At 38.6% G+C, this 14,293-nt stretch carries 15 protein-coding genes; 14 read left to right on the top strand and 1 reads right to left on the bottom strand.

All coding sequences use genetic code 11. The features are described from left to right. Positions 1-14: 14 nt before the first annotated feature. The 13 genes from CRO15_RS03905 (at position 15) to CRO15_RS03965 (ending at position 11,633) form a co-directional block, all read left to right on the top strand. Positions 15-1,274, top strand: a complete 1,260-nt coding sequence (locus tag CRO15_RS03905) for a choice-of-anchor B family protein (protein WP_097044454.1) — start codon at positions 15-17, stop codon at positions 1,272-1,274. Positions 1,275-1,286: 12 nt separating this feature from the next. Further along, positions 1,287-2,627, top strand: coding sequence for a hypothetical protein (locus CRO15_RS03910; protein WP_097044455.1), 1,341 nt, complete (start codon positions 1,287-1,289; stop codon positions 2,625-2,627). 118 nt (positions 2,628-2,745) lie between these two features. After that, positions 2,746-3,075, top strand: a complete 330-nt coding sequence (locus tag CRO15_RS03915) for a HesB/IscA family protein (protein ID WP_097044456.1) — start codon at positions 2,746-2,748, stop codon at positions 3,073-3,075. 40 nt (positions 3,076-3,115) lie between these two features. Beyond that, positions 3,116-4,561, top strand: a complete 1,446-nt coding sequence (gene sufB / locus CRO15_RS03920; protein WP_097044457.1) for a Fe-S cluster assembly protein SufB — start codon at positions 3,116-3,118, stop codon at positions 4,559-4,561. A gap of 50 nt (positions 4,562-4,611) precedes the next feature. Next, the gene (locus tag CRO15_RS03925) at positions 4,612-5,466 is read left to right on the top strand and encodes an N-acyl homoserine lactonase family protein (protein WP_097044838.1); all 855 of its coding nucleotides are present in this window, start codon (positions 4,612-4,614) and stop codon (positions 5,464-5,466) included. Positions 5,467-5,483: 17 nt separating this feature from the next. Further along, positions 5,484-6,236 (top strand): Fe-S cluster assembly ATPase SufC, encoded by a 753-nt coding sequence (sufC, locus tag CRO15_RS03930; RefSeq protein ID WP_097044458.1) that lies wholly within the window; start codon positions 5,484-5,486, stop codon positions 6,234-6,236. A 58-nt stretch (positions 6,237-6,294) separates the two neighbouring features. Next, on the top strand, positions 6,295-7,611 hold the full coding sequence (gene sufD, locus CRO15_RS03935; protein ID WP_097044459.1) for a Fe-S cluster assembly protein SufD: 1,317 nt from the start codon (positions 6,295-6,297) through the stop codon (positions 7,609-7,611). 30 nt (positions 7,612-7,641) lie between these two features. Further along, on the top strand, positions 7,642-8,868 hold the full coding sequence (locus CRO15_RS03940) for an aminotransferase class V-fold PLP-dependent enzyme (protein ID WP_097044460.1): 1,227 nt from the start codon (positions 7,642-7,644) through the stop codon (positions 8,866-8,868). Between the two features lie 71 nt (positions 8,869-8,939). Next, entirely contained in the window at positions 8,940-9,362 is a 423-nt protein-coding gene (locus CRO15_RS03945; RefSeq protein WP_097044461.1) for a SufE family protein, read from the top strand. Positions 9,363-9,366: 4 nt separating this feature from the next. Further along, the gene (locus CRO15_RS03950; protein ID WP_097044462.1) at positions 9,367-9,696 is read left to right on the top strand and encodes an SUF system Fe-S cluster assembly protein; all 330 of its coding nucleotides are present in this window, start codon (positions 9,367-9,369) and stop codon (positions 9,694-9,696) included. 45 nt (positions 9,697-9,741) lie between these two features. After that, positions 9,742-10,104, top strand: coding sequence for a four helix bundle protein (locus CRO15_RS03955; RefSeq protein ID WP_097044463.1), 363 nt, complete (start codon positions 9,742-9,744; stop codon positions 10,102-10,104). A gap of 30 nt (positions 10,105-10,134) precedes the next feature. After that, the gene (locus tag CRO15_RS03960) at positions 10,135-10,638 is read left to right on the top strand and encodes a DUF2480 family protein (RefSeq protein ID WP_097044464.1); all 504 of its coding nucleotides are present in this window, start codon (positions 10,135-10,137) and stop codon (positions 10,636-10,638) included. Between the two features lie 62 nt (positions 10,639-10,700). Beyond that, positions 10,701-11,633: a DUF3078 domain-containing protein gene (locus CRO15_RS03965; RefSeq protein WP_097044465.1), complete on the top strand. Its 933-nt coding sequence runs from the start codon at positions 10,701-10,703 to the stop codon at positions 11,631-11,633. Between the two features lie 266 nt (positions 11,634-11,899). Here CRO15_RS03965 and hflX read toward each other — a convergent pair whose 3' ends face one another. Next, a complete protein-coding gene (hflX, locus tag CRO15_RS03970; RefSeq protein ID WP_097044466.1) occupies positions 11,900-13,111 on the bottom strand; it encodes a GTPase HflX in 1,212 nt (403 codons plus the stop codon). A 96-nt stretch (positions 13,112-13,207) separates the two neighbouring features. On the opposite strand from hflX, the gene CRO15_RS03975 reads away from it, so the two are divergent. Further along, positions 13,208-14,155, top strand: a complete 948-nt coding sequence (locus CRO15_RS03975) for an endonuclease/exonuclease/phosphatase family protein (protein WP_313788454.1) — start codon at positions 13,208-13,210, stop codon at positions 14,153-14,155. Positions 14,156-14,293: the final 138 nt, after the last annotated feature.

Raw genomic sequence — 14,293 nt, forward strand, 5'->3', positions numbered from 1 at the left:
AAAATTGCTATAGAATGTTGAAACCTACACCGTTAATGCTTCTCATTGCTTTTGCAGTTTTTGGATGCTCGAGTGACAATGGAACCGACAGCAATTCCGGAGACAACAACTTTGAAAATGGAGTTCAGCTTGGAACCGGTCTGGTGGTAAGAGGGAGTACTCCATGCCAAAACGGAATGGCATCCATTTACCCTTGCAACGGGTATGACCTGCTATTTCAAATGGATTTAACATCTTTTGCAGCTGCCGCTGGAAATGATATTTGGGGATGGACAGATTCAACTACCAACAACGAATATGCTATAATTGGTTTTGACAATGGAACTGCTTTTGTTGATATTTCAAATACTGAAAATCCAATCTACTTAGGAAAATTACCAACTGCTACGACCTCCAGTACTTGGAGGGATGTTAAAGTATATGGCGATTATGCTTTTATTGTAGCCGAAGCTACGGATCACGGCATGCAAATCTTTGATTTAAAAAGATTGAGGGATGTTGCAAATCCACCAGAGGAATTTGCAGCAGATGCCAGGTATACGGGATTTGGAAATGCACATAATGTTGTGATTAATGAGGAAATGGGTTTTGCCTATGTTGTTGGAACAGCCAGAAATGACGCTTTCAATGGAGGGGTTCATTTTGTAGATATCCAAAATACAACCAGTCCAAATGGAGTAGGAGGTTATGGTGCAAACGGATATACTCATGATGCGCAAGTGGTGACTTATGACGGTCCAGATACAGATTATACGGGGCGTGAGATTTTCATTGGTGCCAATGAAAATCAAATTGCCATTGTGGACATTACAGACAAATCCAATCCCACAGGAATACAAACTTTGGTTTATAGTAATATTGGATACACCCATCAGGGGTGGTTTACCGAAGATCAACGATTTTTCATTTTGGGGGACGAACTGGACGAAACCGATTTTGGGTTTAATTCAAGAACCCTTGTTTTTGATTTAATGGATTTGGACAATCCCGTTTTGCATACTACTTATTTGGGGCCAACAAGTGCAATTGATCATAACGGATATGTTCTTGGGGATGAATTTTTCTTGGCCAACTATACTGCAGGCATGCGTGTGTTGGATATTTCAGATATTGCCAACGAGAATGTTACGGAGAAAGCATTTTTTGACTCCTACCCTGCGGACGATACTGCTGGCTTCAATGGTGTTTGGAGTGTATATCCATTTTTCCAAAGTGGGAAAATCATTTTAAATGACATCAACTCAGGGCTATTTGTAATTCAAAAATCCAATTAAAGAAGGAAGATTATGAAAAGGGTATTTGGGCTTTTTATGGTGGCTTTGGTTTGGTCATGCAATACGGATGATGAGCCAATGGACCAGATGCAAGAAGTTACTTTTTTGGGCGAAGTGGATTGGATCAAAAATTTTGGAGGCTCGGGGGAAGATACAGCTCAAAAAATCATTCAAACCACAGATGGAGGTTATGCAGTTTTGGGATTTAGCAATAGCACTGATGGAGATATAGCTGAAAAGACAACTAATGTGAACGATTATTGGCTGTTGAAATTGGATGCCGAAGGAAACCTGCAATGGAGCAAAACCTATGGTGGGAGTAAGGACGATCGTGGACAGTCTGTGGTTCAAACCACAGACGGAGGCTATGCCATTGTTGGCTATGCCATGAGTAACGATGGAGATGGAAGCAACAATGAAGGTTTTCATGACAGTTGGATTTTACGATTGGATACCAGTGGAAATATTTTATGGGAAAAGAGTTTTGGCTTTTCTGGTCACGATCATTCTTATGATGTGATCCAGACAGCTGATGGCGGGTTTTTCTTTTCAGGATTTTTAGATGTGACCTCCTCCGGAGGAAGTGGAAATGATGGAAAGGGAAACTATCTCACTCGCCATGGCGTGGGGGAATTCTGGGGAACAAAACTTGATGCTGATGGAAACCTACAATGGCGAAGGTACTTTGGAGGCACCAACAATGACCGCTCCTTTGCAGTGGTTCAGGCAAATGATGGTTCTTTTTTGTTGACAGGAGCCTCAGAAAGCAATGATTTTGATATTAAAAATTCAAATGGAAGTTATGATTTTTGGGTAATCAAAGTAAGTGATAAAGGGGAATTGCTTTGGGAGAAATCTTTTGGAGGTAGTGGAATTGACAAAGCATATGATATTGTAAAATCCAAAGATGATGGATACTTAATTACAGGAAATACTTTTAGTACGGATGTCGATATTTCAAAGAATAACGGCGAATCCGATGTTTGGCTTATCAAAATTGATGATAATGGAAATCTGATTTGGGAAAAGACTTATGGTGGTACTGCTTTTGATGCCGCAAGAGGAATTGGATTAACAGCTGATGGAGGTTTTGTTATTGCCGGAAATTCCAAAAGTTCAGATGGTGATGCAACAGAAAACCAAGGAGAAAATGACCTCTGGGTAATCAAAACTGATGACCAAGGAAACGTTGAATATCAAAAAACATTTGGTGGTTCTGGTTTGGACTATGGTTTTGATGCTATTCAAAACAAAGAAGGAAGTCTAATTTTGGTTGGTGAAACCGCCAGCGAGGATTTTGCCGGCACTGAACCTAAGGGGATGACCGATCTTGTGGTCATCAAAATTAAATAGCACTTTTCTTCCATAGACAACCCCTATTGAACCATTCGTTATTATAATGTTAGGAAATATGGTAAAACCCTACTTATACCATATATTTGTAAGCTATTTAGACTAAATCCAAGTAAGAATGATTAAAGTTTCAGAAACAGCCAAGAAAAGAGTGGTGACTTTGATGACAGAAGAGGGCTTTGATGCAACTACAGACTTTGTTCGTGTAGGCGTAAAAAGTGGCGGATGCAGTGGATTATCTTATGAACTGAATTTTGATAAAACTGCTTCAGATACGGATAAAGTTTTTGAGGATAATGCAGTACGTATCATTGTTGATAAAAAAAGCTTTTTATATCTAGTGGGCACCACTTTGGAATATTCTGGAGGATTGAATGGAAAAGGATTCGTTTTCAACAATCCAAATGCACAACGAACCTGCGGTTGCGGAGAGAGTTTTTCATTATAAATTGTTAATTGGCCATTGGTCATTGACGAATTGAAAAAGTATGGCTTATACAGAGGAAGAATTAAAAAAAGAACTGGAAACCAAGGAGTATGAATATGGTTTCTATACAAATATTGAATCGGATACTTTTCCAAAGGGATTAAACGAGGATATTGTTCGTGCTATTTCCAAGAAAAAGAACGAACCGGAATGGATGACGGAATGGCGTTTGGATGCTTTTCGTATTTGGGAAAAAATGGAAGAACCAGAGTGGGCAAATGTCCATTATGAAAAACCTGATTTTCAGGCAATAAGTTACTATTCTGCACCAAAAGCGGCAGACCCCAATAAATCTTTGGAAGATGTAGATCCAGATTTGCTGGAAATGTACAGAAAATTGGGCATTTCCGTTGATGAGCAAAAGAGATTGCAAAATGTTGCGGTTGATATTGTAGTGGATTCTGTTTCTGTGGCTACAACCTTCAAAAAAACACTGGCAGAAAAAGGAATTATCTTCATGCCTATTTCAGAAGCCATTCAGGAACATCCAGAATTGGTAAAAAAATATATGGGAACCGTTGTTCCAAAAACGGATAACTTTTATGCAGCTTTAAACTCAGCTGTATTTACAGATGGTTCTTTCTGTTATATTCCTAAAGGAGTACGTTGTCCTATGGAATTATCTACATATTTTAGAATTAATGAAGGAGGCACGGGTCAGTTTGAACGCACGTTGGTCATTGCAGATGAAAGTAGTTATGTGAGCTATTTGGAAGGGTGCACTGCCCCATCAAGAGATGAAAATCAATTGCATGCCGCTGTTGTAGAACTTATTGCCTTAGATGATGCGGAAATCAAATATTCAACGGTTCAGAATTGGTTCCCTGGAGACAAAGAAGGAAAAGGCGGTGTATATAATTTTGTGACAAAACGAGGTTTGTGCGAGACAAATTCCAAAATTTCTTGGACCCAGGTTGAGACCGGTTCGGCCGTAACTTGGAAATACCCTTCCTGTATTTTGAAAGGAAATAACTCCGTAGGTGAGTTTTATTCCATTGCGGTTACCAACAATTTTCAACAAGCAGATACTGGAACTAAAATGATTCACCTGGGTAAGAACACCAAGAGTACAATCATTTCCAAAGGAATTTCTGCTGGGCAATCCCAAAACAGCTACCGAGGATTGGTGCAAGTAAACAGTAGGGCGGAAAATGCACGGAACTTTTCACAATGTGATTCATTGTTGATGGGTAACCGATGCGGTGCACATACCTTTCCATATATCGAAGCAAAAAACAAATCAGCCCAGATAGAACATGAGGCCACAACCAGTAAAATTGGCGAGGATCAAATTTTCTATTGCAACCAACGAGGCATAGATACGGAAAAGGCCATTGCCCTTATTGTAAACGGATTTAGCAAGGAAGTGTTGAACAAACTTCCTATGGAATTTGCCGTAGAGGCGCAAAAATTATTGGAAATAAGCCTAGAGGGGTCAGTTGGGTAAAAATTGTTGCCCTGACAAAGACAATGAGAAATGTGCCCAAAAACAATAAAATGAAAAGACTAATACTATTCACTTTAGCTCTAGCAGCAATAACAAGTTGTAAGCAGTCAAAAAAAGGACCGGAACTACCTAAACCAGAGATTAAGTTGTATACGTTTAGCGGCGGGACAGTTGTGGCCAACAAACTGGAACTCTTTTCACAGGACAACACTTATACAGGTCAATCCAAAGAATTTGCCGACCCCTTTTACGTTATTAGTCATCCCAAAGGGAATCTAATGTGGGATGCAGGCCTTCCGGAATGGTTAGTTGGATTGCCAGAGGCTTTTACACCTCCAGATCTTGCTTTTACCATTTCTAGAAAAGATTCTGTAATTAACCAATTGGCAAGTATTGGGATGAAATTGGAAGATATTGACTTTATTTCCCTCTCCCACACCCATTTTGATCACACCGGACATGCCAATGTATTTGCCGGTTCCACATGGATAGTGCAGGAAGCTGAATATGAATATGTGGCCAGTGGTGAAGCCAAAAAAAGAAGAACAGAATATTACAATGCCATTAAAAGTTTGACCAACATTAAAAAAATCAATGGCGATTATGATGTTTTTGGGGATGGGAGCGTAGTTATAAAATTTATGCCAGGCCACACTCCAGGCCACCAAGTATTGTATTTGGATATGCCAGAACATGGTCCGTTGCTCCTTTCAGGGGATTTATATCATTTCTATGAAAACAGAGAGTACCAAAGAGTGCCGAGTTTTAACAGTGATGTTGAGCAGACCAAGGAAAGTATGGAAGCTTTTGAGGATTTTGCCGAAGAAGAGGAAGCAAAAGTATATTTACAACATGCCAAAAGGGACTTTGAAAAATTACCTAAAGCCCCTAAATATTTAAAATAATATTGAAGAAGAAGACAATGTTAGAAATTAAAAATTTACACGCTAGCGTAGAGGATAAGAAAATATTGAAGGGAATCAACCTTCAGGTCAATGCTGGGGAAGTACATGCCATTATGGGACCAAACGGATCTGGAAAAAGTACACTTGCCTCTGTTATTGCCGGGAAAGAAGAATTTGAGGTAAAGAAAGGAAGCATTGCTTTGAAGGGTGAAGATTTGGAAGAGTTGGCTCCGGAAGAGCGATCTCATAAAGGAATATTTCTTTCGTTCCAATACCCTGTAGAAATTCCAGGTGTCACGGTGACCAATTTTATGAAAACCGCTATCAATGAATCAAGAAAGGCAAGGGGCTTAGAGGATATGCCGGCCAATCAAATGCTCAAATTGATTCGAGAGAAATCAGAGTTGTTGGAAATTGACCGGAAATTTTTATCCCGTTCATTGAACGAAGGATTCTCCGGAGGGGAAAAAAAACGAAATGAGATTTTTCAAATGGCCATGTTGGAACCCGAGTTGGCTATCTTGGACGAAACCGATTCAGGGTTGGATATTGATGCACTTCGTATTGTGGCCAATGGTGTGAACAAGTTAAGAGGTAAGGACAATGCCATTATTGTAATAACGCACTATCAAAGATTGTTGGAGTATATCGTTCCAGATTTTGTGCACGTATTGCATGACGGAAAGATTGTAAAATCAGGAACCAAAGAGTTGGCTTTAGAACTTGAAGAAAAGGGATACGACTGGTTAAAGCAGGAGACAGCGGTATAATCAGAGATCAGGTTGTAGAAAACTGATAACTGAGCTCTTGTAACTGAACACAAAAAAGATGGATTTAAAAGATAAATTACTTTCTTCATTTATAGCTTTTGAGAATAATGTGGATTTAGACAATCCAGTGCATGAAGTACGCTCGGAAGCTATCAAGAATTTTGAAGAAAAGGGTTTTCCTTCCAAAAAGGAAGAAGCTTGGAAATATACCTCATTGAATAATATTCAGAAAGTAGATTTCAGCGTTTTTCCAAAACAAGAAAACACCCTGGAATACAAGGAAATCAAAAAATATTTCCTTCACGAAATTGATACTTATAAGATTGTTTTTGTTGATGGGGTTTATAGCTCCTACCTTTCTGAAACAACTCATGATGGAGTAGATGTCTGTTTAATGAGTGCGGCGTTCAGCAAACCAATGTACAAGCAGATCATTGAGCTTTATTTTAATAAAGTGGCATCAAAAGATGAGTCGTTGACCACTTTGAACACTGCTTTTAGCAAAGAAGGAGCCTATATCTATATACCTAAGAACAAAGCTCCTAGAAAGCCAATACAGATATTACATTTCGCTACAGGCAATGAGGCAGCTTTAATGCTTCAACCACGAAATTTGATTATAGTTGAGGAAAATGCAGAAGTACAGATTATAGAACGCCATCAAAGCTTGACAGGCAATGAAGTGTTCACCAATTCGGTCACTGAAATTTTTGCTTCCAAAGATGCTATCGTTGATTATTACAAAGTGCAAAACGATAGGGACAATGCTTCATTGGTAGACAATACTTATATTTCGCAAAAAAATAGCAGCGTAGTTAGGGTGCATACATTCTCCTTTGGAGGAAAACTGACTCGGAACAACCTTAACTTTTATCAAAACGGAGAACGCATTGACTCTATACTCAAGGGTGTGACCATTTTGGGAGAAAAACAGCATGTAGATCATCACACTCTGGTTCATCATGCTCAACCCAATTGTGAGAGTCATCAGGATTACAAAGGAATTTTTGGGGAGAAATCCACTGGAGTTTTCAACGGTAAGATTATTGTTGATGAGATAGCGCAGAAGACCAACGCCTTTCAGCAAAACAATAACATATTGATCAGTGATAAGGCTACCATCAACACCAAACCCCAATTGGAGATTTTTGCCGATGATGTAAAATGTTCCCATGGTTGTACCATAGGGCAGTTGGATGAAGATGCGCTTTTTTACCTGCAATCAAGAGGTATTCCCAAAAAGGAAGCAACAGCATTATTAATGTATGCTTTTGCCAATAATGTTTTAGAAAGTGTTCGTATACCTGAACTCAAAACAAGAATCAATAAGATTATTGCAAATAAATTGGGTGTTCGTGTAGGGTTTGAACTATAGTCCTATCCATCGTTTTGTAGAAGAACTATCATGATAAAGACCTCTCTCGATATAGCGTCCATTAGAAAAGACTTCCCCGTTTTAAATAGAAAGGTGAATGGAAAACCTTTGGTGTATTTGGACAATGCCGCCACTTCGCAAACACCACAACAGGTAATTGATGTTATTGTTGAATACTATCATAGATACAACGCCAATATTCATAGAGGGGTACATACACTTTCGCAAGAAGCTACGGATGCTTACGAAGCGGCACGAGGAAAAATCCAAAAGCATTTTAATATAGCAAAACCTTATGAGGTTATCCTGACCTCAGGAACCACCCATAGTATCAATTTAGTGGCCAATGGATTTTCTTCTTTTATTAAGGAAGGAGATGAGATTTTGGTTTCGGCAATGGAGCACCATTCCAATATTGTGCCTTGGCAAATGTTGTGCGAAAGAACAGGAGGAATTCTGAAGGTTATCCCCATGAACCAAAATGGAGAGTTGATCATGGAAGAATATCATAAGCTTCTTTCAGAAAAGACCAAATTGGTATTTTGTAATCATGTTTCCAATGCTTTGGGAACGATCAACCCTATTGAAGAAATTATTGATGCAGCACATAACGTAGGTGCCGCAGTGTTAATTGATGGAGCGCAGGCAGCAGCCCACATAAAACCCGATTTGCAAGCCTTGGATGTGGATTTCTATACAGTTTCTGCGCATAAAATGTGTGGTCCAACAGGAGTGGGAATATTGTATGGAAAAGAAGAATTGCTTAAAAAGCTGCCACCCTATCAAGGTGGTGGTGAAATGATAGCTGAGGTCACTTTTGAAAAAACCACTTATGCCGACTTGCCTCATAAATTTGAGGCAGGTACGCCCAATATTTGTGGAGGAATAGCTTTTGGAGCAGCTTTGGATTATATGAATTCTCTTGGATTTGAGAACATAGCTGAATACGAGGATGAATTGATGAGCTATGCAACAAGGCAATTGTTGACTGTTGAAGGATTAAAAATATACGGAACGGCTAAAAATAAAACTTCGGTAATTTCTTTCAACATAGAAGGAACCCATCCTTATGATATTGGCAGTATACTGGATAAATTGGGAATAGCGGTTCGTACAGGTCACCATTGTGCGCAACCCATTATGGATTTTTATCAAATTCCAGGCACGGTAAGGGCCAGTTTTAGCTTTTACAATACCAAAAAAGAAGTGGATGTCTTGGTTGAGGGGGTAAAAAGAGCGCGAAACATGCTGCTTTAATAAGAAGTTATCTTTCTCTTAAAGGTTTGATTAGCAAATGTCCGAGTCGTATTTTTGAACAAAACGCATAAATGATCATAGCAGAAATACAGGAAGAAATTGTAGACGAGTTTTCCATGTTTGATGACTGGATGCAGCGATACGAGTATATGATTGAACTTGGAAAGTCACTTCCCCTAATAGATGAACCGTACAAAACGGAAGACAACATTATAAAAGGATGTCAAAGCAAGGTTTGGGTCCATGCTGAATTGGATAATGATAAGTTGGTTTTCACTGCTGATAGTGATGCCATAATAACCAAGGGCATCATTGCGATTTTGATTCGTGCTTTTAGCAATCAAAAACCGCAAGATATTATAGATGCCAATACTGATTTTATAGATGAAATTGGATTAAAAGAACATTTATCGCCCACCCGTGCCAATGGCCTGGTAAGTATGATAAAACAGCTGAAACTGTATGCTGTTGCCTATCAAACACAATTAAACTAAAAAAATGAGCGAAGAAATCACCATAGATACACAAGAACTGGGAGAAAAAATTGTAAAGGTACTCAAGACTATCTACGACCCAGAAATTCCCGTGGACATCTATGAATTGGGGTTGATATATGATGTTTTTGTGAATGAGGACAACGATGTCAAGATTCTAATGACGCTGACATCGCCAAATTGCCCAGTGGCGGAAACTTTACCGGTTGAGGTAGAAGAAAAAGTTAAATCCCTGGATGAATTAAAGGATGTAGAAGTTGAAATCACCTTTGACCCGCCTTGGACACAAGAATTGATGAGCGAAGAAGCAAAGCTTGAATTGGGAATGTTATAAAATTAGAATAAGATATCGGACTCCGGATATCAGAAATCAGAAAAAATGGAGAAGGGGTTTGAACAGATTATCTCTTGGAAAAAATCCAGAGAATTAAACAAAGAGGTTTACGTATTAACTGAAAGAGCTCTTTTTTCAAAAGACTTTGCCTTAAGAGATCAGATGAGAAGAGCTTCTATTTCAATCTCTTCCAATATTGCGGAAGGTTATGGTAGGAAAACAAAAAAGGAGTTTATTTATTTTCTAAATGTTGCTCAAGCTTCATGTTATGAAGTGAAATCTCAGCTGTACTTAGCTTTGGACATAAATTACCTAGACAAGGTGGAATTTGAAAAAGTTTATGGAATATGCGATGAAATTTCTAAAACGATTTATGGCTTGATAAAACATTTGGAAAACAAAACTTAAAAACTGATTTCTGATAACTGAATTCAAAATATGTCTGACATCATAAACAGAGTAGCACAAAGTAAGTTGATCACCTTTGATCTTGAGGAACTTTATCCTGAAGGTAAGAGAGAAGTATTGGACATAAAGGATTGGCTCCATGAAGGGATTATTTTGAGGGAGAAGGAATTTAGATATGCTCTGGAAGAGAATGATTGGTCCAATTACCAAGATACTTATGTTGCTGTAACCTGTTCTACGGATGCCATTGTCCCTGGGTGGGCCTTTATGTTGGTAGCATCCAAACTGAATGGATATGCCAATAAAGTAGTGGTTGGCAATTTAGAGGATTTAGAGGCTTCGCTATTCCAAACGATTCTTGATGATTTAGATGTTTCTGGGTTAAAAGATAAACCAGTGATCATTAAAGGGTGCTCCAATAAACCTGTTCCTGAAAATGCCTATATCATGGCCATGACCAAAATTCAAAAAGTGGCCAAAAGTATAATGTACGGAGAGGCATGTTCTGCAGTGCCATTATTTAAGAGGAAGTAACAAGCATTAAATTGAATGTGACATTTCGTAGTTTTGTGTTTCTAAACACAAAACTCCATACTATGAAAAAACTACTTTATGCTGGTGCAGCATTCTTTTTATTCGTTACGGTAAATGCGCAGACAGAAGAAGAACTGAAGGCACAAATTGCCCCTAAAAAAGACTCTATTGCGGCTATTCAAGGACGTGTAAATGCTCTTCAATCGCAACTGGATGCCCTTCCTGGATGGAAGGTGGGTGCCTTTGGAACCATTGGTGGAAGCCTTTCAGGTTTTAATAATTGGTTTTCACAGGGGATTCCCAATAACAATTCCGGAACAATTGGTTTCACGGTCAATGCATTTGCTAATCAACAAGAAGAAAAATTCTTTTGGAGGAATGCCATGAACGTCAACTTAAATTGGGTGAAGTTAGATGACAAGGATGACCCCAATGATGATGACAGCTTTAGAGAGTCTACCGATGTATTCAACATTTCATCACTTTATGGATATAAATTAAGTGACAAATTTGCCATTTCCACACTTGGGGAATACCGTACTACAATCTTGAGCAACTTTAATGACCCTGGATATTTAGATATAGGTGTTGGGGGTACTTGGACGCCTATTGCCGATTTGGTTGTGGTGATTCACCCGCTTAATTACAATTTTGTATTTAGCGATGAGGACACCATTTTTAATTCGTCGTTGGGAGCAAAAATTGTTGCTGATTATACCAAACAAATAGGAGCAGTAAGCTTTAAAACCAATCTTTCCATGTTCCAAAGCTATGAGAGTGGCGATTTGAGCAATTGGACTTGGACAAATTCTTTTGCCTACACCTTGTGGAAGGTTATAGGTGTTGGGTTCGATTTTGGGCTACGAAATAACAAGCAAGAAACCCTCAATTATATTGTGAACAATGCTCCAACTCCTAACCCCAATGCAACTTTTGATACTATTGATAATGAGCTGCAGACCTATTGGACGCTTGGGTTGAGCTATTCATTCTAAACAAGCTTATACAAACCAAAAAAGCCCTCCAAATTGGAGGGCTTTTTTGTGGGGTTAATACGATTTGTAGGTGTTGTTCAAACCAAGATTAAGTAGGTTAAGCTTATAGAAGACTCGGTTGTAACACTAACACTTAAAAACAGTATGAAAGTAGTTTTTCTGTTGTTACTGCTTAAACTTTTGTTGTGAACTATTAAAAATATGTGGTGGAAAATGTTAACGATTGTATTTCGTCGGTAAACTAAAACACATCATCTGAAACGTCCTCAATACTGATCAAGGTGCTCAGGATACAAAAAGTTGTTATACGGAAAGCGGGTTACATGAATATCTCGTACCTCATCGTAGACTCGTTTTCTAAAGTCGTCCAGGTTTTCTTTATTCAAGGCCGAAATAAAAAGTGCACGGTCACCTATTTTATTGAACCAGGTCTTCTTCCAATCTGCTAAAGTAAAATGTGCTTGGGTTCGTTCCGTTACCAAATCATCCTCTTCAATAATCTCGGCTTTGTATTGATCTATTTTGTTAAAGACCATGATGGTCTTTTTATCCGCACTTTTAATTTCATCCAAGATTTTGTTCACTGAGGCAATGTGTTCCTCAAAATTGGGATGTGAGATATCGACAACATGTAGCAGCAGGTCCGCTTCACGAACTTCGTCCAAAGTACTTTTAAAACTTTCTACCAGTTGGGTGGGTAGTTTTCGGATAAAACCTACCGTGTCGCTCAACAAAAAAGGAAGATTACCTATTACCACTTTCCGCACTGTGGTATCCAATGTGGCGAAGAGTTTGTTTTCGGCAAAGACATCACTCTTGCTAACGACATTCATTAAGGTAGACTTGCCAACATTGGTATATCCTACCAAAGCAACTCTAACCAAAGCCCCACGATTACCTCGTTGGGTTTCCATTTGTCGGTCAATTTTGGTGAGCTTCTTTTTCAAAAGAGAAATTCTGTCCCGTACAATCCGCCTATCCGTTTCGATCTCGGTTTCACCGGGACCCCGCATTCCAATACCCCCTTTTTGTCGCTCCAAGTGCGTCCATAATCCAGTCAATCTTGGCAACAAGTATTCGTATTGAGCCAACTCTACCTGGGTTCTTGCATAACTAGTTTGAGCCCTTTGGGCAAAAATATCAAGAATCAGGCTAGTACGATCTATAATTTTACAGCGAAGTTGTTTTTCAATATTTCGCTGTTGTGCGGGAGAAAGTTCATCATCAAAAATTACTGAGCCAATATCATTTTGCTTCACGTATTGCTCCACTTCTTCCATTTTCCCACTGCCAATTAAGGTTTTAGGATTTGGAATATCCATTCGTTGTGTAAACCTATGGATGACCTCTCCACCAGCGGTAAAAGTCAAAAACTCCAATTCGTCCAAATATTCTGCGACCTTGGTCTCATTCTGATCCTTATTGATTACCCCAATAAGAACCGCCTTTTCATAATCTGTAGCCTTCTTTTCTAGCATTGAATCTATTAAAGTGCAAATCTAAACAATGTTTACGAAGCTGTTTTTGTACTTTGGGTTTTTATATTTATTAGGATAACCATAAATCTTTTTAATTTGAAGCATCTGGAAAACCAATACACCATAGCTTTCTATAATCTTGAGAATTTTTTTGACACCAAGAATGACCCGCACACTTTGGACGATGATTTTACTCCAGAAGGGAGAAAGGCATGGAACGAACGTAAATTTGGAAAGAAAGTAAAGAAAATGGCCAAGGCCATCTCGCAAATAGGGTTGGAGGAAAGTGACACTTTACCTATTCTTATTGGAATTGCCGAAGTGGAGAACAGAAATGTGATTGATGCTTTGTTGGGAGCAAAGGCATTAAGAGAAGAAGATTATGACTATATTCATTTTAATTCACCCGATGAGCGAGGAATTGATACAGCCCTTATTTATCACCAACAACATTTTAAAGTTTTAAACTCAGAAACCATTCCGTTGCTGATTGATAACGATAACGGGGATAGAGACTATACTAGGGATATTCTTTATGTACATGGACAATTGCACCAAGAAGAGATCCATGTTTTTGTAAACCACTGGCCGTCCCGAAGGCAAGGAGCCGATGAAACCCAATATAAAAGAATCAAAGCCGCAGAAACTATCATTGAAAAATTAAATACTATTGAAGGTGAAAACCTGAATTGTATTGTTATGGGGGATTTTAATGATGACCCCAATTCAGCAAGTATTCAAAAACTGATGGAAACGGGAGTGTTTATAAACCCCATGCAAAAACTGTTGTCGCCCAATTCGGGAAGTGCCAATTATAGAGGGGAGTGGAGTTTGTTTGATCAGATTTTGGTTTCGCATAGTTTCCTTAATTATGAAAATGGAACTCACAGCTTCAGAAAAGCAGAAGTGTTTTCGCCTCAATTTTTGAAGGAATGGAAAGGAAGGTACAAGGGCAATCCATTTAGGACTTTTGTTGGTAAAAAGTACCTGGGAGGGTACAGTGACCACTTCCCGGTCTATGTTATTTTAAAGGAAAACATATAAATTAAAAAGAAGGAAAAATACTACACCACATAAAAATACAGTTTCACAACAGCTGGTCGTCGAAAGTGATGTAATTCATCGAAATAAAAGGGTTTTTTATCGACAAATTTTGATTCGTTGATATTTTTGTAGTCCAAA

This window comes from Flagellimonas pacifica (genome assembly GCF_900215465.1).
Taxonomy (GTDB): domain Bacteria; phylum Bacteroidota; class Bacteroidia; order Flavobacteriales; family Flavobacteriaceae; genus Flagellimonas; species Flagellimonas pacifica.

Bases quoted from the DNA above. Each gene is read 5' to 3' on its own strand.
- hflX (WP_097044466.1), bottom strand. From the start codon at position 13,111: ATGCTAGAAAAGAAGGCTACAGATTATGAAAAGGCGGTTCTTATTGGG.
- sufC (WP_097044458.1), top strand. From the start codon at position 5,484: ATGTTAGAAATTAAAAATTTACACGCTAGCGTAGAGGATAAGAAAATA.
- CRO15_RS03910 (WP_097044455.1), top strand. From the start codon at position 1,287: ATGAAAAGGGTATTTGGGCTTTTTATGGTGGCTTTGGTTTGGTCATGC.
- sufB (WP_097044457.1), top strand. From the start codon at position 3,116: ATGGCTTATACAGAGGAAGAATTAAAAAAAGAACTGGAAACCAAGGAG.
- CRO15_RS03950 (WP_097044462.1), top strand. From the start codon at position 9,367: ATGAGCGAAGAAATCACCATAGATACACAAGAACTGGGAGAAAAAATT.
- CRO15_RS03960 (WP_097044464.1), top strand. From the start codon at position 10,135: ATGTCTGACATCATAAACAGAGTAGCACAAAGTAAGTTGATCACCTTT.
- CRO15_RS03940 (WP_097044460.1), top strand. From the start codon at position 7,642: ATGATAAAGACCTCTCTCGATATAGCGTCCATTAGAAAAGACTTCCCC.
- CRO15_RS03955 (WP_097044463.1), top strand. From the start codon at position 9,742: ATGGAGAAGGGGTTTGAACAGATTATCTCTTGGAAAAAATCCAGAGAA.
- CRO15_RS03965 (WP_097044465.1), top strand. From the start codon at position 10,701: ATGAAAAAACTACTTTATGCTGGTGCAGCATTCTTTTTATTCGTTACG.
- CRO15_RS03925 (WP_097044838.1), top strand. From the start codon at position 4,612: ATGAAAAGACTAATACTATTCACTTTAGCTCTAGCAGCAATAACAAGT.
- CRO15_RS03945 (WP_097044461.1), top strand. From the start codon at position 8,940: ATGATCATAGCAGAAATACAGGAAGAAATTGTAGACGAGTTTTCCATG.
- CRO15_RS03905 (WP_097044454.1), top strand. From the start codon at position 15: ATGTTGAAACCTACACCGTTAATGCTTCTCATTGCTTTTGCAGTTTTT.
- CRO15_RS03915 (WP_097044456.1), top strand. From the start codon at position 2,746: ATGATTAAAGTTTCAGAAACAGCCAAGAAAAGAGTGGTGACTTTGATG.
- sufD (WP_097044459.1), top strand. From the start codon at position 6,295: ATGGATTTAAAAGATAAATTACTTTCTTCATTTATAGCTTTTGAGAAT.